General features: G+C 42.5%; 16 protein-coding genes and 4 pseudogenes. 10 read left to right on the top strand and 10 right to left on the bottom strand.

Features of this window, described 5'->3' with window-relative positions; translation table 11 throughout:
* Positions 1-98: 98 nt before the first annotated feature.
* Both EL162_RS03355 and EL162_RS03360 read left to right on the top strand, forming a co-directional pair.
* A complete protein-coding gene (locus EL162_RS03355; protein ID WP_126331655.1) occupies positions 99-4,667 on the top strand; it encodes an autotransporter outer membrane beta-barrel domain-containing protein in 4,569 nt (1,522 codons plus the stop codon).
* Between the two features lie 62 nt (positions 4,668-4,729).
* Positions 4,730-5,317, top strand: a complete 588-nt coding sequence (locus EL162_RS03360) for an OmpA family protein (protein ID WP_126330096.1) — start codon at positions 4,730-4,732, stop codon at positions 5,315-5,317.
* 146 nt (positions 5,318-5,463) lie between these two features.
* On the opposite strand, the gene EL162_RS03365 is transcribed toward EL162_RS03360, so the two are convergent.
* The 5 genes and pseudogenes from EL162_RS03365 to EL162_RS03385 all read right to left on the bottom strand — a co-directional run bounded on the left by EL162_RS03365 (position 5,464) and on the right by EL162_RS03385 (position 7,790).
* Complete coding sequence (locus tag EL162_RS03365) at positions 5,464-5,976, bottom strand: alpha/beta hydrolase (protein ID WP_126330098.1); 513 nt, start codon at positions 5,974-5,976, stop codon at positions 5,464-5,466.
* A 116-nt stretch (positions 5,977-6,092) separates the two neighbouring features.
* Positions 6,093-6,287 carry a hypothetical protein gene (locus EL162_RS03370; RefSeq protein ID WP_126330100.1) on the bottom strand — a complete coding sequence of 65 codons (195 nt, stop codon included), beginning with the start codon at positions 6,285-6,287 and terminating at the stop codon, positions 6,093-6,095.
* Positions 6,256-6,723 carry a hypothetical protein gene (locus EL162_RS03375; RefSeq protein WP_126330102.1) on the bottom strand — a complete coding sequence of 156 codons (468 nt, stop codon included), beginning with the start codon at positions 6,721-6,723 and terminating at the stop codon, positions 6,256-6,258. Before EL162_RS03375 ends, EL162_RS03370 begins: the two co-directional genes overlap by 32 nt.
* Before the next feature lie 140 nt (positions 6,724-6,863).
* Positions 6,864-7,283 (bottom strand): annotated as a pseudogene (locus EL162_RS03380) (phage protease); the annotation flags it as partial.
* Between the two features lie 159 nt (positions 7,284-7,442).
* On the bottom strand, positions 7,443-7,790 hold the full coding sequence (locus EL162_RS03385; RefSeq protein ID WP_126330106.1) for a Mor transcription activator family protein: 348 nt from the start codon (positions 7,788-7,790) through the stop codon (positions 7,443-7,445).
* Between the two features lie 860 nt (positions 7,791-8,650).
* Here EL162_RS03385 and EL162_RS10430 point away from each other — a divergent pair.
* Positions 8,651-8,722, top strand: a pseudogene (locus tag EL162_RS10430) (IS1 family transposase); the annotation flags it as partial.
* Between the two features lie 54 nt (positions 8,723-8,776).
* Here EL162_RS10430 and EL162_RS03390 read toward each other — a convergent pair.
* Together EL162_RS03390 and EL162_RS03395 are read right to left on the bottom strand one after the other, a co-directional pair.
* A complete protein-coding gene (locus EL162_RS03390; RefSeq protein WP_126330108.1) occupies positions 8,777-10,762 on the bottom strand; it encodes an Eco57I restriction-modification methylase domain-containing protein in 1,986 nt (661 codons plus the stop codon).
* A gap of 9 nt (positions 10,763-10,771) precedes the next feature.
* A complete protein-coding gene (locus tag EL162_RS03395; protein ID WP_078318489.1) occupies positions 10,772-11,002 on the bottom strand; it encodes a DUF6471 domain-containing protein in 231 nt (76 codons plus the stop codon).
* 118 nt (positions 11,003-11,120) lie between these two features.
* On the opposite strand from EL162_RS03395, the gene EL162_RS03400 reads away from it, so the two are divergent.
* The 4 genes and pseudogenes from EL162_RS03400 to EL162_RS03415 form a co-directional block, all read left to right on the top strand.
* Entirely contained in the window at positions 11,121-12,161 is a 1,041-nt protein-coding gene (locus EL162_RS03400) for an IS1595 family transposase (protein ID WP_126330110.1), read from the top strand.
* Between the two features lie 47 nt (positions 12,162-12,208).
* Positions 12,209-12,640 (top strand): hypothetical protein, encoded by a 432-nt coding sequence (locus tag EL162_RS03405; RefSeq protein ID WP_126330112.1) that lies wholly within the window; start codon positions 12,209-12,211, stop codon positions 12,638-12,640.
* A gap of 53 nt (positions 12,641-12,693) precedes the next feature.
* Positions 12,694-13,368 (top strand): annotated as a pseudogene (locus EL162_RS03410) (IS1 family transposase).
* 651 nt (positions 13,369-14,019) lie between these two features.
* A pseudogene (locus EL162_RS03415) lies at positions 14,020-14,656 on the top strand (IS1595 family transposase); the annotation flags it as partial.
* 297 nt (positions 14,657-14,953) lie between these two features.
* Here the strand turns inward: EL162_RS03415 and upp are convergent.
* Positions 14,954-15,604, bottom strand: a complete 651-nt coding sequence (gene upp, locus EL162_RS03420; protein WP_126330114.1) for a uracil phosphoribosyltransferase — start codon at positions 15,602-15,604, stop codon at positions 14,954-14,956.
* Between the two features lie 364 nt (positions 15,605-15,968).
* On the opposite strand from upp, the gene ligA reads away from it, so the two are divergent.
* A complete protein-coding gene (gene ligA, locus EL162_RS03425) occupies positions 15,969-18,026 on the top strand; it encodes an NAD-dependent DNA ligase LigA (protein WP_126330116.1) in 2,058 nt (685 codons plus the stop codon).
* 189 nt (positions 18,027-18,215) lie between these two features.
* The gene (locus EL162_RS03430) at positions 18,216-19,112 is read left to right on the top strand and encodes a DMT family transporter (protein ID WP_126330118.1); all 897 of its coding nucleotides are present in this window, start codon (positions 18,216-18,218) and stop codon (positions 19,110-19,112) included.
* Positions 19,113-19,155: 43 nt separating this feature from the next.
* On the opposite strand, the gene EL162_RS03435 is transcribed toward EL162_RS03430, so the two are convergent.
* Together EL162_RS03435 and smpB are read right to left on the bottom strand one after the other, a co-directional pair.
* Positions 19,156-19,761 carry a hypothetical protein gene (locus EL162_RS03435; RefSeq protein ID WP_126330120.1) on the bottom strand — a complete coding sequence of 202 codons (606 nt, stop codon included), beginning with the start codon at positions 19,759-19,761 and terminating at the stop codon, positions 19,156-19,158.
* Positions 19,762-19,821: 60 nt separating this feature from the next.
* Positions 19,822-20,286 carry an SsrA-binding protein SmpB gene (gene smpB / locus EL162_RS03440; protein ID WP_076556230.1) on the bottom strand — a complete coding sequence of 155 codons (465 nt, stop codon included), beginning with the start codon at positions 20,284-20,286 and terminating at the stop codon, positions 19,822-19,824.
* 224 nt (positions 20,287-20,510) lie between these two features.
* Between smpB and nfsA the strand changes: the two genes are divergently transcribed.
* A complete protein-coding gene (gene nfsA, locus EL162_RS03445) occupies positions 20,511-21,293 on the top strand; it encodes an oxygen-insensitive NADPH nitroreductase (RefSeq protein ID WP_126330123.1) in 783 nt (260 codons plus the stop codon).
* The last annotated feature ends 31 nt before the right edge of the window (positions 21,294-21,324 follow it).

Raw genomic sequence — 21,324 nt, forward strand, 5'->3', positions numbered from 1 at the left:
TGTGTAGAATTTTGCAGTGCAAATCTTACGCTATTTTGCTTGTCTAAGTTAGACTGGGTAAATATTGCAAATCTTGACATAATCTTAAGGTATTTTTCATGAACCAAATATATAAACTCATCTGGTCAGCCACTCAAGGTGCTTGGGTTGTTTGTTCTGAACTGGGTAGTCGTAAAAAGCAAGGCAGCACGCGTGCTGCGGTGTTGGTGTCAGCGATGGTTGTCGGTGGCGGCATTGCCCTACCTGCGGAGGCTGCAACCTGTGGTGATGGATCAACTGCCACCGAATGTACAATTACCGCTCTACAAGATGCCACCCAAGGAAACAGCTATAATCCTCGATTAAATGATGAAAGAGTAGGTCAAGCTCTTGTTGATGGCGCAGGTCAAACCCTACGTTTGACAGGTAAAGCCAGTAATGTTGAGCAGGGCATTGAGTCTCATATCTCGACAACGCCTGATCAGGTGTCGTATCAAGATGAAAATGGCAATGAAATGCGAGACGCCGAGCGTCTTACTGTGGGTCAAAAAAACAACAGCGTGGGTGCACCCAATGTACCGACCCGTTCAGTGAATACCGTTGCCACCTACAACAGCGACAATATCATTGGCGGCACTTGGGGGACCGAGCGTGTTGAAGTGCCAAATCTTAGCGTTGGCGATAATCAATATATCAATGCTCGCTTTGTCAATGCGTCAAACGAAGCCAAAGCAGAGGTAAACATTGAGCAAGACAGAGACACATTGCTGATGTATGCTAAACGCACCACATTGGCACAGGCAGAATCAGGTGCGGATATTGATTGGACAAGCCAAAACCGCATTAACTTTGGTAATGCCAATACTTACCGTGCCTCAAATGCTGATCCAAACAAACCAGCAGAGATTGGTGAAACCACCACCATCGCACTAACTCGCGCAGTGCCAAAATATGCAGGTCAAGTGGAGTTTGATGGTCAAACCTATAATGTTACCGATGCTGAAAGCCTCAAGGCCTATAACGATGCGTTAATCGCTCGCTTAAAAGAGCCAAGACTCTTCCCAGGTGAAGAGCAAAACGGTCTACAAAAAGCCTATGATGATGCGTTTAATAAAGCATTCACTTATGAGCAAGTTCGTTACACCTATAACGAAACCATTCCTGCTGATGATGTATCTGAAGTGCGTGGCGAACGCTGGGTGATGGCAGCTTCAGGTACAGGTTCAACCGTTACCGTAAAAGACGGTGCTTTCCTTGATGTTCGCTCATTGCCTAGTACCAGTGTTGCTGGCGTGCGTAAAGGCGGTGCGGGCGGTGCCATGCTTGCCGAAAACGGTGGTACAGCCATCGTTGAACAAGGGGCAAAAATCTCTGGCCACTTCTACCAAATGGTGGTGCGTGATGAAGGTTCACGCGGCGTGAATAACGGCGTGATTTCAACGGGTTATTATTCTGGAAATGGCTACGATACCGCCCAAAAAGGCAACTACAATGCTAATGGTGGCTATGTTGAGGGCTTGGGTGTTACCGTGTATGACAAAGGACGCTTTGAGAATAACAACATTATCAATGTGGCAGGCTGGACGCTTGACACCACTACAGGTCGTGTCAATTATGGCGTAAAAGCAGGCAATGACAGCACAGTGATCAACTCTAGCACAGGCGTGATTAATGTGGCGGTTAATAATGATATTCAAGGTCCTACCTATGGTATCATCGCCGATGGCGAAGGCTCAACCGTTAGCAATGATGGTGAGATTTATATCGGTCGTATTGCTCAATATGAAAAAGGTGCGGCAACACAAGAGACCAACCCGAACCTACCGACGGCGGGTATTTTGGTCCAATCAACCAATAGCACACCGATTAACACTACGGTGACCCATAGCGGCACTATCACGGTGGGAGAGAAGGCTCAAAATGCGACAGCCATCGCTGTAACTCAAACAGCGGCTGGTAGCGAAATCACCCTTGACAAGGGCAGCCAAATCATCTTAAAAGGTGCCGCACAAAATGCGAACGGCTCACCTCCACTGCAAAATATCGGTTTATTGGCCAAAGATTCTGGCGATGCCAAGATTCAAACCGCTGGTGCGATTACCATAGACGGCATCAACAGCGTGGCGGTAAAACTTGACGGCAAAGCCAAAGTGGACGCTACCGAAACCTCGAACATCACCATTAACGGTGGACAAGATCCGAAAAGCGGCACACGTAACTATGCGGTTTATGCCGAAGGTTATTCTGCCGACCGCCAAGCAACGGGTACGATTGACGGTGAAATCAACCTCAATGGTGTAGGTGCCATTGGTGTGCATGCACGTAATCACGCTGCCTTGACTGTTGAACAAGGCTCTTCACCAAAATTCAACCAAGGGACAGACCAAATCGGTTTTTATATCTTTGGCGAAAACGCTTCCATCACCACTAACGAAGCGGAAATGACCGTAGGTACCGAGCGTTCTAACCTTTATCGCATCGCCGATGGAGCAAAATTCGTTGCCAATGGTTTAACCAAAATCACCACTTCAGGTAAAGATAGCATTGCGGTGCTCGGCACGGGCTCTAACACCACCATCAATGCCGATACGCTCACCTTTAATCTCACGGGCGAAGGCAGCAATGCCCTTCGTATCGAAGGCGGTGCTACGGGTAATATCGATAATAACGCTACCGTGAATATTTCGGGCAAAGGTGCGGTTATCGGCGTGGTTGATGGTCAAGGTTATGATGTCAATAACAATGTAGATGGCGGTATCAAAGCCTCTACCCTAAATTCTTCCCTTGACACCACCACCAATGTAGAAGGCGTGAATGCTTATATCGCACGCAACCAAGGTAAATTGGTTTTTGATGCCAAAACACTTACCCTCTCTGGCAACAACAGCACGGCCTTTAGTACCGACAACGGCGGCGTGGTTGAAGTCAATGGCAGCACGGTGAATGTGAATACGAATGGCACGCTAGTAAAAGCCACCGAAGGCAGTACAGCGACACCGAATACCTTTACCGCGAATAACGCTACGCTTAATGCGACTCGTCTCCTTGATGCACAAAGTGGCGTAACGCAATTTACGGCTAATAATTCAAACCTTGCGGGTGCTTTTGTCAAAGCTGATAATGCTACCTCAACGGTTGCCTTAAAAGATAGCACTTGGCGTGTAACGGCAGATTCTGCGATGACAAATCTTGCGGTGAATAACTCCACTGTACGCTTTAGCCCATTGTCATCGGCGGCAGATCCAAAATTAGCGCGCAACTTCAAAACCATCACGACTGACAGCTACACAGGCGATAATGCCAACCTTATCGTCAATACCTCTTGGTATCAAGATGGCAAAACTTTCAGCGATAAACTGACAATCAACGGTGATGCGACAGGTAGCACAACGGTGAGCACCAACGGTAAAATTATCGGTGATGTAAAAGCAGGCGAAACCCAAAAATATTCTGCCACAGTGGTGGAAGTAAAAGGCACTGACAGTGCGACATTCTCAGGTACTGCCGAAACAACCAACGCAGAACAGGCACAATTAACCAAAGTGCGAGGAACCAACACCTATGCGTGGACATTGACTGCTGTGCCACAACCACCACAACCTGTGCCACAGCCAGAACCGCAACCTGAGCCACAGCCAGAACCACAACCTGAGCCACAGCCAGAGCAACCAAGCACGCCAATCTATGCACCAGAGGTAGCTGCCTATGTGGCGATGCCAAAAGTGAATATGGAAATGGGCTACACGAGCTTGGCGACCTTGCACGAACGCCGTGGCGAAAACCAAACGCTGGCTTGGGACGAGTGTGGTACTTGTGGCAAAGATGCTGATGCACAATCTTGGGCACGAATCTTTGGTCGCAACCTACAAGAAGACGGCAAAACACGCTTTGGCTATGATAGCGATATGTACGGTCTGCAAATCGGACACGATTTCGCCATCAACCGTGATGACAAAGGCGGCCACCAATTAAGCGGTGCTTACTTCGCTTACACCCGTGCGAACACCGACTTCAACGACCGCTTGCGTGCCGAAAACGGCATCATCAGCCAAGACAAATACACAGGCAAAGGCAAATCAGAGAGCTTCAGCCTTGGGGCAAGCCACACACGCTACGCCCTAAACGGTAGCTACCTTGATTTGGTGGGTCAAGTGTCTTACTTGCGTAACCGCTATGAATCACGCCGTGGTATCGAAGCTACCCAAAACGGCTGGAGAGCCGCCCTTTCTGCAGAAGTGGGTCGCCCTTATGCATTGAGCGATTACCAACCAACCGAAGGCGTATGGATGCTTGAGCCACAAGCTCAACTAAGCTACCAAGCGTTGCGTTTGAACGGCTTTAACGACGGCACTCGTCAAGTTGAGCCAGATACCCAACATGGCTTACGCGGCCGCGTGGGCGTTCGTTTGGCGTACAATGCTCCAACCAAAGAGCTGAACACCAAAACATTCTACGCCACCGCCAATGTGTTACACGATTTTGTTCGCTCGGGCAAAGTCAATATCGGACGCAGCTCACTTGAAGAAAAATATGCCTCAACTTGGGGTGAAGTGGGTGTCGGTATCCAATTACCAACCTCGAAACAAAGCTATGTCTATGCAGATGCCCGCTACGAGCGTGAACTCGGCGGCAGTGCCAACCGTGATGGCTATCGTGGTACGGTGGGTTGGAAATATACTTGGAAATAACCACTTGCATCTATCAACGCAAACGCTGCCACCATCGGGTGGCAGCCGATTAGGATAATATTATGAAAAAAATGAAACTTCTTACCGCTTGCTGCATCCTTGCCACACTAGGCAGCACAGCACAAGCTCGTGATGTCATTCACCGCTGGTGTCCGCCTGAGGAAGCAAAACCTGTTGAGGTGGTTCCGCCAGTTGTGGTTGAGCAACCTGTTATTATTCCTGAGCCTGTGCCCGTTCAACCAGAGCGACCAGTGCCGCCACCAGTTAGACAAATCGAAATCGCAGCTGATGCACTGTTTCGTTTTGATAAATCAGGCATGGCGGATATGTTGCCAGAGGGCAAAGCTCGCTTGGACGAATTGGCTCGTGTCCTAAATGAAGAATTTATTGAAATCTCAGGCATTGCCTTGACAGGACATACCGACCGCCTAGGCAGCGAGTCGTATAATCTTGCCTTGGGTCAACGCCGTGCCGATACGGTCAAAGCATATCTGCAACAAAAAGGCATCTTGGTTCCAATTAGTGCAACCAGTGCTGGCGAGAGCCAACCTGTTGTACAATGCTCAGACAGTCTTGGTCGTGAGGCACTAAAAAACTGCCTACAACCAAACCGTCGTGTAACCGTTGATGTAAGCGGTTACGCCAAATAATTTGACCGCTTATCAAACCCATAAAACTGTATGATGTTTTATGGGTTTTGTTTTTGGGTGGTAACCGCTAGCAGGGTATAATAATAGACAGTCTAATGCAAATTCCAAAAATCATTACTGTTAAAGGTTAATTGGCTATGCACCAATCAGTAATAATTGGTGCATAAAAATCTTTCGATGATTGCATTAAAGCCATCTGGACGCTCAAGATTTGAAATATGAGAGGCGGCAATGGTGGCAATGGCGGCATTTGGTATATTGTCGGCAATAAACTGAGCGTCACTAATAGGTGTGATGAGGTCAAATTCTCCACCGATGGACAAAAGAGGCGTATTAATATTGCCAAGCTTGTTTCGTACATCAGCAACTGCCAAAGCTTGACAGCAAGCAGCATAGCCATTGGTATTTTGATGGGCAAGAATATCAACCAGGCGAGCAACGACAGCACCATGGTGGACTATAAAGTCTTTACCAAACCAACGACTGGGGGCGGAATTGGCAATGTTTTTAAGCCCTTGTTCCAGCACGATATTTGCCCTATCTTGCCAAGCATTTGTTTGTCCAATTTTGGCAGCAGTATTGCTAACAATGATTTTTTTAAAGCGTTGGGGATAATGGATAGCAAGCCATAGTGTTACGCAACACGATAAAACTCTCAAATTTTTGCAATCAGACAAACAAAATTTTCTTTCACTTGGTGCAAGGCTATTTCATTTATTTGTGATATGCAACAAAAAACACCTTTAATTTTCACAGTAAAGGTGTTTTCTTTCACTTAAATTTCAGGGTTGATTGATATTGAACTCATCCCAGTAACAACTCCTTGTAATTCATCAATCCGATTTTGGCATAAACTAATTTTCTCCCTTAATGATAAAATTAGTTTATATCTTTCATCAATGCTTGGTAAGTCATCATTTCCCCATTTTTCACCTATTTCAGCATTGATAATATGCATGGTTTTTTTCATACACCACATCAGGAATTAACCAGTATAACATTTGTCTTGTTTCTGTGCTGTTACTTGGTGTGATTAGGTTTTTATGGCTACGAAAAGCATTAAATAACCATTCAAACCTTTGATTATTCTTGCACCACTCAAAGTCTTTAAGACTTCTTTCATTCATCGCCTTAAATCCGTTATATTTTTCCTGCATTTCTTTATCAACAAATTCAGGTTGCAGCAGGCTTTGAGCAATGTTTTTGGTATAGTTGCTCGCTTCTTGAGCGATAGATTCTTTCAGTAATACACCAAAATCCGTACGGTTTACAGGCATCATTTCAAGCTCTTTGATTTGCATTTCATAGCTTGATTTTTCTTGATTCAACTGCTTTAATTCATCGTACCATTTTTGAATTTCACTTTTGATTTTGGCAATATCATTTTTAATGGTCGATTTACTCATAGAGCAGCTTCTTGTTTTAAGCATTCACGCACCGCCGTTTTATAACTTACGCCGCATTGAGCTTGATAAGCTAAGGCTTTTTGGTGCAACTGATAGGATTGGTTATTGCTGTTTCTTTTTGAAAAATTAGCAGTATTTGCTTACTCACGCATGATTGAAATGACCGCTGTTTCGTAATCGGTATTAAAGGCTTTCATCCATGATAAAGCCTTTTTGTGAATGGCATTACCAGCATTAAAATCATGGGTATTTACCAATGCCATTACGCAGTTTTGCACAAAAGAATGCTCTGAAAAACTAAGTACTTCCATGTCTTTTACCGCAGGTCTTTTGACAAAAGCGACATGGTCTAACCACAAATCATCATCCACTTTCATAAAGCCAGCTGATACCGCCTTATATTGTCCGCTTTTTATCAAATTGATAAGTTTACGATTAACCCACGCCACCGCATACAATCGCCCATTATCCAGTTCAAGACCAGACACATAGCCGTAGCTTTGATGGCGTGTTGGGTCATTATTAGCTTTGCTTTGGGGATGTTCAAGATATAGGGACGTTTGTTGATTGCTATGATTTGTGCCAGTTGATTAAATCGTATTATCAGCTTATTAAATAGCACATCAGAAAAGTATGCTCATTGCCGTTACTGTCTGTATGCACGCCTGTTCTTGAAATTTAAAAGCGTTTTACTTCTAAGTCATTCATTGTTTGCCACCTTATAAAGCTCCAAAGTTTTCATTATTTTGCTTGCGTCTTTCCGTTCTTGCTTTGGATAGCTTCTTGTAGACAGATTGACAAGTCTTTTGATATTTTTGGGCAATCTGATGAATGCTAAGCCCTTTGTCTTGATCTATCAGCATTTGCCGACCTTCTTCATCTGCTTGCCCAGCAATGCCTTTTTTAAAATAAATATTGCAACCACCAAAAACCTTTTGCAAACATTCATACAATCGCATTGCCACACCATCACAATCATTGGCGACAAGATTCTCATTTTTTAAAAATTCTGAGATTACCATCACCATTTCGTACTGCTGTTCATCTTGTGCATTGATTTTGCTCATAAAACACCCTTAAAAGTGATAAGTAAATAACAAAAAAATCAAGCATGCCCAAAAAAAGGCTTGCCAAATTTTTTAAAAACATTTTACAAAAACAGGCAACAAGCTCTCCATGAAAACATTTTAAGCAAATGCTTTAAAAACAAAAACCCTCCCAAAAACATTTTTAGGCGGTTTTAATCAAAAAGTTACTGCAATATTGGCTAGGATTCTTGGGATTCTAAGGTATTAGTCAGCATATCCGACAGCATACCCAAAGTGTTTAATAAGGCACACTGCATTTATCATTATTGATACAAGTATAACCACTAAATGCAAGTAGAGTATCACGCACATTCAAAAGATGATTGTAGGCTTCATCATTGAGTATCCATTGCCCATTTTTCTAGACACAGCTTGGTTTTGGTCTGATGGGGTATTGGTTGATGCTATTGCAATTAGGATTGCAAGAATGAGAATGGTTGGAAGTGGTCATAGGGTTTGCCTTTACTTGTTTTGGTCATAAATACCAGCCTGTCTTCTCACGGATAGGGCGGTAGACAAAGGACGGATGTGAGAAACTGGCAACAAGTAACCAGCAGGCATAAAAGCCTAGCCGCCCCTTGCCTACCATAATAAATAAAGGCACAGGGAAATCGCAAGCATAAAAATACCGCTTGGTTATTGCGAAGGCAACAAACAAAACGGTTTGCTTACCTTGTTTATTCAGCTTCTCACGGCTGACTACTGATTTTGCAGTAGCAGATACATTATGCTAATTCTATGGAACACTGTCAAGCATTTTTTGCTTTGGCAGTAGCCCAAAAGTATGCTGTAACAAAAACTAAAAAGACAACTTGCACAAAAGTTGGTAATTTACGGTTATGAAGACACAAATTACCATTACTTGCCCAAGTTGCCTATCGGTTAGTATAAAGAAAAATGGCATAAAAAGCCGCCATTATGTAGCACCTGCACAAATATAAAAGAAAAAATAGGTGCTGATACACCTATTTAAAAAAACACTGGTTTACTAACTGCTTGAAATAATCTCTTATAACCTGATATATCTCATTCTCAATGTTGGAATCTCTTGTGTCAAGATAATTCAGGAACATTCTGTATATATTCGGTTTCCCGCCGCAGCTTTCTTCATTTTTTACTTTGTGTTTAAATCGATTCAGAACAAACTTTTTAGACATAAAGTTACGATTTATGTTGTCTATATTAAAAACATCGAGTCTGTGCGTATTTTTAAGTATAGCACCCATAATAAATAAATCACTCCAATATTCTAAATCACTCTCAATCAATCGCTTATCCAATATTGGATTTAAATTACCCAAAATGTAGTTGTGCTCCTCAGCAAGCATTGGTAATAAAAATTTTTTTATACAGTTTATATAACAGTACTTCCATAGATTGTCGAAATTAACAACCAACATCGAGTTTTTATGCTTTTCTCTATATTCTTTACTTTGAAAATTGGCTTTATTTATCGAGTTTAAATCGCGAAAATTGTAGTGATATACATCTATATCCGAAAAACCTTTGTCTAAACTTGTGACAGTTTGGTGTATATAATCATTCCCCGCTTGTTCTACACCACTAAGTGAAAATTTTAAGTCGCTGCCATATATGTCAAACATAAAGTTTTTTATAAACTCATAATTCATCCCTTCGGCATTCTTTTCATAAGTAGCCATAATTATGGGGAAAGGAGTGCCCCCCGCTAAATCTTTGAAGTAATGGCTAGAGAAAATAATTGCTTTTGCTAGGCGGTAGTTAGCCCTTAGTTTTTTCATATCTCTTAGATTGTTTTTCTTGATAAGATAGGATAGTGGGTGCAGAACACAAATGTATTCTGGTTCAAGTTTGGCATATGCCTCCAAAAAAGAACGTCCCACATCCCTACATTTGATATCTTCATCTTGAATCAGTCGTTCCGCTTTTTGCTTTGTGCTATATCGCTTATTAATACTAGTTGAATCGTTATAAGGAGGATTCCCAATGATAATAACTCTGTCGTCCTTGTCTAGCCCATATTTACCACGACTTACATTTAATAATGTATTGTCATGAAGTATATTGGAGAATTTAAACAAGTCAAGTATTTCAATGGCAGTTTTGTCTACATCCGCCCCTATGATTTTACAATCATCAAATAATTCAAGAAAAGCCCCACAACCGCAGGACAGATCCATCACAGTGGTATCAAAAGTAATTCGCTCCTGTATGCTCTCTCTTAATAGTTCCACTATTTCTTTTGGGGTGTAGTATTTACCCAAATTGGCTTTTTTATCATCTGGCATGTGGCTGGAGTAGTTGTGTTTTATGTATTCTTTTACTTTATTTACATCATCAATTGTAAATTTATTGATGAAATTTAAAAGTTCTTCTCTATTAACCTTGTCCATTACCAAATGAATTTCGATCTCATTCTCGGTTGCTTGGTTGATAAACAGATATCTATTAGTGGTAATTATTTCTTTATCAAGATTGAATAAAATTTGAAAAGCGTCCGTGACATTTAGTTTAAATTTATCATTTAGAATAAAATCTAAAGCGTACTCCAAATGAGAGTCTATTTTTATTTTATGGCCTTTTTGTTTGATAAAGTCTAAAAACTGATCCCTATCTTTTTCTTTGAATACAATACACTTATCCAGTTTCACATCCTGCCAGTGTTTTTCTTTCGTTTGATTGTAGTATCGTATTGTCTCACCTGCAACTATAAAGAAGGCCTCATAGTTATCAATCTTGCCAATATCGGTTTTTCTTTCATAAATTTCTTTCACCGCCTTCTTTAAATTTGAATTTGTATCTTTATTTTTGACCTCTCCTATTAGATTTAGTTCAGTTAAAATAAAATCAGGGCCTGCACTACCCCAGGCTTTAAACCTAACTCCGCAACTTTTAAACCAGTTCATATATTCAGAATGCAGGTGGATTTCTGGTAAGATACCATCTTCCGTTACAACTTCATTTGTACTCATAAATAACCATTAATTCAGATTTAGACTTTTGCACCCAATCACAGTTAATACCTGCAACATAAAATCAGCCCCAAAAGCGCCACGAGTGATTTTGTTGCTTAAGTTTTGAGGCGTTTCTTCAATACCAATTTCTTTGAGTTTTTCAACGACATCGGCATAACTAAGATTTCGCAGTGCAATCTCAGATTTTAAAATACCTTTGGCTTTATTTCGCCACAAGGCTTGTGTTTCTTTATTCATGGATACATACCAGAAAATCATTTAACAATTTTTTTCATTATAAACGATATTTTTATACTTGTCAAAGTTTGGTTCTTAGTATATAATCATCATATACGATATATAAAAGGATTATATTATGCCACAACACTTCCTTCTCTCTGCTGAAGCACGCAATCTATCACCGATTGCTATTGCTCGCATGAGCGAATATGAGGCGGTGATGACAATGAAGAAGTTGCGTTGGGGCGCTGGTGGAGCGGTGGTATGCCCTCGTTGTGGTGAGAAGCATCAAGCCTATTTCATTAAAACACGTCATCAATGGCAGTGTAAGCACTGCAATTACCGCTTTTCAGTGACAGCAGGTACGTTATTTGCACATCACAAATTGCCACTTCGTGATATTTTGTTTGCCTGTAGCTTGTATGTGAATGCAGCTAAGGGTATTTCTGCTTTACAAATTGCTCGCGATTTAAATGTACAATACAAAACTGCTTTTGTACTGCTACATAAAATCAAAGAAGCTCTAAAGGTGCATAAGCAGCGAGAAGCGATGCAGTTGAGCGGTATTGTGCATATGGACGCCACTTATGTCCATTCTAGTCAAAAACCCAAGAATAAAAAGAGTGAGCGTGTTGACAGACGCTTAAAGCAACACGAAAACCCACTAAAACGTGCGATTTTAGTTATGCGGGATAGTTTTGCCAAGCAAGATGATGAACAAAACACCAAACAAATTGGTGCAAGAAGCACCATTGCCTTTATCGCCAAATCTGAAAACAGCAAAGTTGTTAATCAGCTTGCCAACAAGCATATCACCAAAGGCAGTACCATCCATACCGATGAAAGCCCAGCTTATGACAACCTGATTTATTTTCATGACCTAAAGCGCGTCAACCACCAAAAGGAATATCGCTCTGATGCTGGTGTGACCAATAACTTAGCAGAAAGCTATTTTAGTCGCTTTAAGCGCATGTACTACGGGCAAGTTCACAAAATGAACAATACCTACCTATACGAATACGCCAATGAAATTGCTTATCGTGAAGATACTCGCCGTCTAAGCAATGGCGTCATTTTTAATGATGTGGTATCTAAATGTTTGACCAGCTTACCACCCGATGATTGGCGTGGATATTGGCAAGGCAATAAAAAGCGCGTTGAAACTTTAGCAGCTTAACAAACACCGACAAACCAATGAAAAAACCAAAACAATAAGGGGATAATATGGCAGATTCTCATATCAACAGCGGTATCGCCAATAGAATTGATAAACTTATCAAGCACAAACAGGCACTACACAAACAAATCCAAGAGATTGACCACCAAATTCACATTCTCACCCAAGCTGCTAAAATCATGGGCGAAATAGACCAACTGCCCAAATTAAGAACATCTGCTTTTAAAAATAGTATCAAAACCCTAGTAGTGCAGGTGTTAAAACAAGCAGATAAGCCATTATTAACGCATGAAATCGCAAAACAAGCGCTGATGCTAGACAGTGTCGAAAACACAAGCGCAGAGCCTGATAAAAGACAAAGCAAAGCTGTTTATAACGTACTAAGACCACTGGTTCAACAAGGCTTGGTTATCCAAACAGGAATAAGAAAAGGCGAAACACGTTATCAGTGGGCGACAAATACCCCAGAGAGTAGTTAAACCCATTAAAAGCAATAAGAAATCAAAGAAAAAGTAGCCAAAGAGCTGCTTTTATTGTGGTTGGTTTTGTGCAAGTGCTACATAATGGCATAAAAAGCTATGGCAAACAAAACTATTTTTGCAAAGATTGTCATAAACAGTTTGTTCATCATTTACAGCTTACTTACAAAGGTTGTCAATCTTACATAGATAACAAAATACGCTTAATGTTAGTTCGTGGTTGTAGCATTGCTGACATTGTGATACTTGAACAAGTGAGTAAGGGCAAAGTGCTTAGTGTGCTTGCAAACAGTAATCACCAAATCAAACCAAGACAAAAGCATTACAATACCTGAAAGATAGATGAGTTTTGGACTTGTGTGGGTAACAAGAAAAACAAAGTTTGGCTCATCTATGCGTACGATAGACACACAGGTGAGATTGTTGCCTATGTATGGGGCAAAAGAAACCTTGCTACTGCCAAACAGTTAAGGTCAAAACTGATGAGTTTAGGTATAAGTTTTGATAAAATTGCTTGTGATGATTGGGACAGCTTTCTGACGGCTTTTAAGCACTCTATCAAACAAGTGGGTAAACGCTTTACCGTTGGTATTGAAGGCAATAACACAAGGCTTAGAACCTTTGCTAGGCGAGCATTTAGAAAAACGTGTTGTTTCTCTAAAAACCTAACCAATCATCTTAAAGCATTTGACTTGGTGTTTCATTATATCAACTATGGGTGGGTGTAGCATACTTTTTGAACCAGGGCCTTTGCTTTTTATGCAAATTTCTCAAACAAGTTTAAAAAATCACCGCCCAAAAGCGAAAACGTTTTCGCTTTTACCCATTTTGGGTTATAATACATCCGCCAACAAGTGCAACGATTGGATTTATTTAAGCATTCTCGCTACCGCCCCAAATCCTTGATTTCTAAGGTTTTGGGGCGGTTTTTGTTGCAAAACGGAAAACGTTTCCCGTTTTAAAAGATTGTCAAAATGACCGACATCGGTCATTTTAAGAGATTTGTATTAAGATGAAACAATGTTTCACTTGTTCCGACATCGGGGCTTTTGCTAACGGTTGATAATTTTAATGACTGTTTCGCAGACATCTGCGAACATAAAAATAAGCTCTCTTACGCCCTCTTTCGGGTGTTTAAAACGGACACTGGCATCCATTTATGTGATTATTATCCTTATCTGATTTTTTGTTTTTGAAATTAAATTTCAAATGTCTCGCCAGCGATACATTTGAAAGGTTGTTTCATTTTCTAAATTACCCGACATCGGGTATTTTGTTTAAAAGTGGTAACAGTTACAAGTTTTTCATTTCATAAAATAATAAAAAATGGGACTGTCCTAGATAATGACCAAAAACTCCATTTAGGTTAAAATAACCCAATGAGAAAAAGTCGTCTAAGTCAGTATAAACAAAACAAACTCATTGAGCTGTTTGTTGCAGGTGTTACTGCAAGAACGGCAGCTCAATTAGCCAATGTAAATAAAACAACAGCTGCTTACTATTTTCACCGATTACGCCTACTCATCTATCAACACAGTCAGCACCTAGAAATGCTAGATGGCGAAGTTGAAGCTGATGAGAGCTATTTTGGCGGAACACGCAAAGGTAAGCGTGGTCGTGGTGCAAGCGGTAAGACTGCGGTATTTGGCTTATTAAAGCGAAATGGCAAGGTTTATACCTAATACAAAGTCGGTCACTTTATTGCCCATTATACGAGAAAAAGTAAAGCCTGACAGCATTGTTTACACAGATTTCTACAAAAGCTATGATGTGCTTGATGTTAGTGAATTTAATCACTTTAGAATCAATCACAGTACGCACTTTGCAGAAAAACAAAATCACATTAACGGAATAGAGAATTTTTGGAATCAGGCAAAACGCCATTTACGCAAATTTAACGGTGTTCCCAAAGAACACTTTGAGCTTTATCTTAAAGAATGCGAATGGCGTTTTAATAACAATGACCTTAAATCTCAAATTTCCATTTTAAAACAATTAGTTAAGGGTAGTTTGGGTTGGTTATCTAGGATGGTCCCTAAATTTATTTCACAAGAAGGCTTGGATATTTCGCCATTGTTTCTTGAGTCATGGGGTTATAATGATGACTTAAAAAGATGGGTACCAAATGGTTGTGCAAATCTAGGATAAATGTTGCCAAATTTATGAAAATGGTGTTTTTATTATTTGACAACAATATTTGCTTGATAAACTTTCAAGCAATCCCTAGATGGCCTTGTGTGGCATGGTACAAATATCCAAGGAGAATTGCCCAATCAAGTGTGCCATGTATTGACGCATGATTAAATATGCAAATTAACCAACCACCTGTGGTGTGCCAAAAATCTTATCGCCAGCATCACCAAGGCCGGGAATGATGTAGCCGTCTTCATTTAAATGGCTATCAAGGGCGGCGGTATAGATTTTCACATCGGGGTGGGCGGCATTGACGCAACGCACCCCCTCTGGGGCGGCAACCAGCACCAGTGCCTTGATATTGGTGCAGCCGTGTTTTTTTAGCATATCAATGGTTGCAACCATACTGCCACCTGTGGCAAGCATTGGGTCAAGAATGAGTGCAGGGCGTTTGTCAATGTCATTAACAAATTTCTCAAAAAACGGCACAGGCTCAAGCGTTTGTTCGTCTCGCTGTAGACCAACGACCGAAATTTTGGCGGTGGGCAACAAGTCCAGCACACCATCTAGCATGCCCAATCCTGCACGCAAAATTGGCACCAGCGTTACGGTTTTTCCCTTGATTTGTTCACCAGTAATTTCGCCACACCAGCCTTGCATGGCGAAGCGTTCTATCTGAAAATCACGACTCGCCTCATACGCCATCAGTCGCCCCAGCTCTTTGGCGAGGGTGCGAAATTTATAAGTGCTGCAGTCTTTTTCTCGCATCAGCGATAGTTTGTGGCGTACCAGTGGGTGGTTGATAATGTGGATATTTAGCGAATCTGTCATACATTTTACCTTAATTTATTTTATAAAAATAATAAACATAAATGACCAAAATCATCAGCGGTCATCAACAGCTACTAATGATAGCAATTTTCTTGGCAAATTGCACTCTTGCCGATAAGTTTCTTGCGATTTGTTTTGCTCGTTTTGCTGATTTTCCATGGGTTAAACAACACTTGTGCCAATTTGACAAATTATTGCCAAAATCTTGATAATGATAAGTGCCACAAAGCTATTTATCGATTGACTTAGTTGTCCAAAGTTGGTTAAATATGCACGCTGATGACCACCAGTTGTTATCAGAATAACCATCAATATTGATTAAATATTAATCAATTTCATAGCTGGGCGATGATAAGATTGTACCATGACTGACCAAAATTTCTCCTTGACGACCAACGAGCCAACGACCGATGCAGCAATCATTGAGCAAATGCGCGCTTTGATTGATTTGCTCAAAAAACACAACCATGCGTATTATGTGATGGATGCACCGACCATCACCGATGGCGAGTATGATAAGTTGCGTGAGCAGCTGATGGCACTTGAGACGACGCACCCAGCATTGGTGCAGTCAGACAGTCCGATTCAGACGGTTGGTGGAGAGCCGTTGCCGTTTTTTACTCAGGTGGCACACGATGTACCGATGTTGTCGCTTGGCAATGTCTTTGACAAAACGGATTTGGCGAATTTTTTGCGGCGAGCCAATGAGCGTGCTGGTGTCCATATTGATGAGTATGAGATGGAGCTAAAACTTGATGGTTTGGCGGTTTCGCTGAAATATCATCATGGCAGGTTTGTGCAAGCGGTAACGCGTGGCGATGGGCGAGTGGGCGAGGATATTACGCACAATGTCAGAACCATTGCCAATTTGCCACAAGTTTTGGCGGGGTGTGAGCAGCTTGAGTGGCTGGAGGTTCGTGGCGAGGTATTGATGCCAAAGGCAGGGTTTGAGAGGCTTAATCGAGACAGTCTGGCTCGTGGCGAGAAAACTTTTGCCAACCCAAGAAACGCAGCAGCAGGTTCATTGCGTCAGCTCAATCCTGCCATTGCTGCCGCACGACCGCTGGCTTTTTTTGCCTATTCGGTCAATCAAGGGCTGCCAGATGGCATCAAGACACAATCGGCGGCTTTGCAGTGGTTGGGCGAACTGGGCTTTCAGACTGCACCTTTTGCAACTGCGACCACTCTTGATGGCATTGAGGATTATTATCATCAGATTATCAAAACACGCAGCAGCTTGCCGTTTGAGATTGATGGCTTGGTTGTTAAGGTTAATTCACTGTCATTGCAGGAAAAACTGGGTTTTTTGAGCCGAGAACCTCGCTGGGCTACGGCGTATAAATTCCCTGCCGAGATTGTGCCAACACGACTGATTCATGTTGAATGGCAGGTTGGACGCACAGGCACATTGACACCTGTGGGCAAACTTGAGCCTGTCAATGTCGGTGGCGTAATGGTGAGCAATGTTACTTTGCACAATTTTGGCGAAATTGGACGGCTGGGGATCAAAATTGGCGATATGGTCAATGTCCATCGGGCAGGAGATGTTATTCCCAAAGTGTCAGGCGTGATTGTTGAGTTGCGACCAAGCGATGCCAAAGACATTACCCTGCCGACACACTGTCCTGTTTGTAGCTCACCTGTGGCTTTGCCTGAGGGTGAGGCATTGGCTCGTTGCACAGGTGGGCTGTATTGTGCCGCTCAGCAGCAGGAGGCTTTGATTCATTTTGTGGCACGCCGTGCGATGGATATTGACGGTTTGGGCGGTCAGTGGCTGGTGAAATTTTGGCAAATGGGGCTGATTAAAACCGTGGCGGATATTTATCAGCTGCATCAGCACAAAGAGCATCTGATGACGCTTGAGGGTTTGGGCGAAAAATCAGTTGCCAATATGCTCACCGCCATCGAAAAATCCAAAAGCACCACTTTGCCTCGTTTTATTTTTGCACTGGGCATTCGTGGCGTGGGCGAGAGTACAGCACAGGCACTGGCAAGCCAATTCGGCACTTTGCAGGCAATTTGTGATGCTACATTGGCACAGTTGCAAGCAGTGCCTGATATTGGCGAAATTACCGCACAGTCAATTTATGATTTTTTCCGTGCTAAGCACAACATGGCAGTGGTGCAGGCATTGATTGATGCTGGCGTTCATTGGGCGACGATGACAGCTCCTGATAGCGATAGTTTGCCACTGACTGGCGAGACTTGGGTGATAACAGGTACGCTACATCAGATGGGGCGTGATGAGGCAAAAGATAAGCTGATGGCATTGGGGGCAAAGGTTGCTGGCAGTGTTTCTGCCAAGACCACACGCTTGCTGGCTGGCGAAAAAGCAGGCAGTAAACTTGACAAAGCGATGGCATTGGGCATTGCTGTGGTATCCGAAGAGCAATTTTTGGCATTGCTTAATGATTATAGCTAATTTTATAATGAAAAAATAATTAATAGTTGAGCATAGTGATGGATTTATTTGCAGACCCAAGCCATGCCTGCCGAGTGCTGCATTTTGCAACCGACAGTTTGCCGTCATGTTGCCAACCAATAACCGCCAAAAATGACTTGTCAATATTGATAGATACACCCACCAATCGAGTAATTTTGGAAGAAATAGATGAATAGTCCAGAGATAAGTCGCAACAACCAGAGCTTGCCAGTGTTTGGGCTTTTGGTGGGGTGTGTATTATTTGGCATGGGCAGTTTGATTGTTGCACATGTGTCGGTGGGTTCTTATGCCATGGCATTTTGGCGGTTGTTGGTGTCATCGCTGATATTTGGTTGTTTGATGGTGATTTTTCGCCAGCACTTCCCTAGCTCAAGGCGAGCGATCGGCTTTGCGTTGCTGTCAGGGGCGGCATTGGGTCTGGATTTGGCATTGTGGCACGAAAGTATTCATGCTGTCGGTCCTGGGATTTCAACCTTGCTAAACAGCTTGCAGATATTCTTTTTGGCACTGATTGGTGTGTTGTTTTATTCAGAAAAACAAAGCATGGTTCGGATTATCAGCTTAGTACTGGCGGTTTTTGGCATCGGATTGATTGCCAGCCCTGAATTCGCCAGCAATATGCAAGCGGGATTTGGCTTTGTGGCAGGTATTGCCTCTGGAGCGTGCTTGGCATTGTCCATGACTTGGGTCAGGCAAGCACATCGATACGAAACGGTGGCGATTTTGCCATTGATGACTTTGGTGGCAATCGGTGGCATGATGATATTGTTGCCACTGATGCTATGGCTTGATGGCGGTCGGATATTGCCCAGTTCACTGACCGAGATTGGTTGGATTGTGATTTATGGTGCCATCATGCAGTGTTTGGCATGGGGTGTGATTGCCTATAGTATCCCAAAATTAAGTTTGACACTGACGGGTTTGTTATTATTGTCCGAGCCAGTGGCTGCATTATTGCTTGATTATTTTTGGCTGGGCAAGGCAATTGACAGCGTGCAGTGGCTGGGGGTGTGCTTGACGCTTGTTGCTATTTATTTGGGATCAATCAACAGAAAAAACGCATAGCCAGCAGCTGATGATTGCTTGGGTGATTTATCGGTTTATAAGATTAGTTTTTATTAACAATTTCAATTGGCAAAACCAACCCTTGTGCAAAGCTATCGGCGATGACATAATCATGCTTTTCGGCGATGATTGCTGGGGTGGTTTGGATAATTAGAGCAGGATTTGCACCATCTTGAAAAGTATGACCCAGATAGTTACCACCTAGCTGATTAATGATTTTTCCCAGTGCTTCAGGACTTGCCATGGATAGCATCATGGCGTACTGTGCTTGCTTGGCAGTGATATTAAAGTTGTTGGCATAATTAAGCACAGGCTGGCTATCAACGCCAAAAGGATATTGAAAATTATCAGCATCAACCTGTGCTGTTTTGCTGTCAATGACTGCCCAATTTAGTCGCAGCTTGCCATCATCGGTGGTGATGAGTTTGTTGGTTGTATCATCACTTTCACTGCTGGATTTTTTAGTTTTATTTAACAAATTATCGGCATTATGCGAATTGTTGTCGGCAGTTTGTTGGCTCTGCTCACTGGTGTCAATGATGGCAAGATTTTTTGCTGTTTGTGTATCTTGGCAGCCAGCAAATATCAAGCTGGCAATCATCAAGCCAATGCGACCGATATAAAGTGTGTGGTTATTTGTCAAATTCATTGCCATCAGCTCTTTGTTGGTTGGTTTGGGCAGGTGGTGTTTTGTATTTTGTCTGGTCTGTCAAAATTGGTGCTTAAACCCACGCTGCTTGTCGCGGGCGAAATCTCGCTCTTTGAGCGTGGCTCGTTTGTCGTGCAGCTTTTTGCCTTTGGCAAGGGCGATTTGGCATTTGACACGGCCATTTTTCCAGTAGCATGACAAGGCGACAACAGCATGGCCTTTTTGGTGTACCATGCCAAATAATTTATCAATCTCACGGCGATTAAGCAGCAGTTTGCGTGTGCGAATATTGTCAGGATTGACATGGGTTGAGCTGGTCAGCAGTGGCTGAATGTGCGAACCAAATAAAAACGCCTCGCCATTTTTAAAGATAACATAGCTTTCGGTGATTGACATTTTGCCAGCACGGATTGATTTGACCTCCCAGCCTTCAAGCACCAATCCTGCCTCAAAAGTTTCCTCAATAAAAAATTCATGCCGTGCCTTTTTGTTCGCACAGATTTGATTGTCAGGTTTTTTTGCCATCGATTGTCCTGCTTGCGTTGGTTGCCGCAGTTGCCATGGTTTGGTGGTGGCGTTGGCGACTATTTATAAATTTGCTGCCAATTATAGCAAAGATAATAAATTCTGTGCAATCATACAAGGCGGCTTTTGTGAAGGTTGATTTTGTTGCAAACTGTTTTTGAGGTTGCGTGCGTGTGCCATAATTTGCTAATATGCTTATGATTAATAATACTTGAGGAAAAGTTATGCTAAACAGCCAGCCAACCATCGAAACCTTGCTCAACCACCGTTCTATTCGCAAATACACAGGCGAGCCAATTTCAGAAGAGATGCTAAGTGCCGTGCTTGAGGCAGGGCGTGCAGTATCGACATCAAGTTTTTTGCAGGCTTGTAGTATTATCCGTGTAACGGACAAGGCTAAGCGTACTGCATTGCGACAAATTTCTTGCGACCTAAGCCAAGCACAATATGAGCAGGCGTTGGCAGAAGGTAAGCGACTGGGTCATGCCTATGTTGAAGATTGTGCCGAATATTTGGTATTTTGTATGGACAGCCATCGCCATAATCAGCTTGCCAAAGTGCAAACCGACTGGACAGAGGTGATGATTATTGGGGCGATTGATGCGGCATTAATGGCACAAAATGTACTGGCAGCTGCTGAGAGTTTGGGTTTGGGCGGCGTGTATATTGGCAGTTTGCGTAATGATATTGCCAGAGCCAGCGAAGTGCTAGGTTTGCCTAAGCATGTTGTGCCATTATTTGGCTTATGCCTTGGGCACCCTGACATGAGCTCAAAAATTAACCAATCGCAGCGTCCTCGACTGCCGCTGGATATTTTGGTATCAACAGACACTTATCAGGTGGCAGATGAGAGCAAACTTGAAAAATATAATGAAGTGGTGCGAGAATACTACCAAGGGCGTGGTTTGGATTTGGACTGGCGAGCCCAAATCGCCGCAACTTTTGGTGCAGAGGTGCGTCCATTTATGCTGGAATTTTTACAAAAACAGGGATTTTGTAAGCGTTAAATCATTCAAAGCGTCAATTGGGCAGACATAA

The sequence above is a fragment of the Moraxella cuniculi genome, assembly GCF_900637105.1.
Taxonomy (GTDB): Bacteria; Pseudomonadota; Gammaproteobacteria; order Pseudomonadales; family Moraxellaceae; genus Moraxella; species Moraxella cuniculi.

Bases quoted from the DNA above. Each gene is read 5' to 3' on its own strand.
- EL162_RS03360 (WP_126330096.1), top strand. From the start codon at position 4,730: ATGAAAAAAATGAAACTTCTTACCGCTTGCTGCATCCTTGCCACACTA.
- nfsA (WP_126330123.1), top strand. From the start codon at position 20,511: ATGCTAAACAGCCAGCCAACCATCGAAACCTTGCTCAACCACCGTTCT.
- EL162_RS03385 (WP_126330106.1), bottom strand. From the start codon at position 7,790: ATGAGCAAAATCAATGCACAAGATGAACAGCAGTACGAAATGGTGATG.
- EL162_RS03370 (WP_126330100.1), bottom strand. From the start codon at position 6,287: ATGAAAAAAACCATGCATATTATCAATGCTGAAATAGGTGAAAAATGG.
- smpB (WP_076556230.1), bottom strand. From the start codon at position 20,286: ATGGCAAAAAAACCTGACAATCAAATCTGTGCGAACAAAAAGGCACGG.
- EL162_RS03355 (WP_126331655.1), top strand. From the start codon at position 99: ATGAACCAAATATATAAACTCATCTGGTCAGCCACTCAAGGTGCTTGG.
- ligA (WP_126330116.1), top strand. From the start codon at position 15,969: ATGACTGACCAAAATTTCTCCTTGACGACCAACGAGCCAACGACCGAT.
- EL162_RS03435 (WP_126330120.1), bottom strand. From the start codon at position 19,761: ATGAATTTGACAAATAACCACACACTTTATATCGGTCGCATTGGCTTG.
- EL162_RS03395 (WP_078318489.1), bottom strand. From the start codon at position 11,002: ATGAATAAAGAAACACAAGCCTTGTGGCGAAATAAAGCCAAAGGTATT.
- EL162_RS03430 (WP_126330118.1), top strand. From the start codon at position 18,216: ATGAATAGTCCAGAGATAAGTCGCAACAACCAGAGCTTGCCAGTGTTT.
- EL162_RS03375 (WP_126330102.1), bottom strand. From the start codon at position 6,723: ATGAGTAAATCGACCATTAAAAATGATATTGCCAAAATCAAAAGTGAA.
- EL162_RS03400 (WP_126330110.1), top strand. From the start codon at position 11,121: ATGCCACAACACTTCCTTCTCTCTGCTGAAGCACGCAATCTATCACCG.
- EL162_RS03390 (WP_126330108.1), bottom strand. From the start codon at position 10,762: ATGAGTACAAATGAAGTTGTAACGGAAGATGGTATCTTACCAGAAATC.
- EL162_RS03405 (WP_126330112.1), top strand. From the start codon at position 12,209: ATGGCAGATTCTCATATCAACAGCGGTATCGCCAATAGAATTGATAAA.
- upp (WP_126330114.1), bottom strand. From the start codon at position 15,604: ATGACAGATTCGCTAAATATCCACATTATCAACCACCCACTGGTACGC.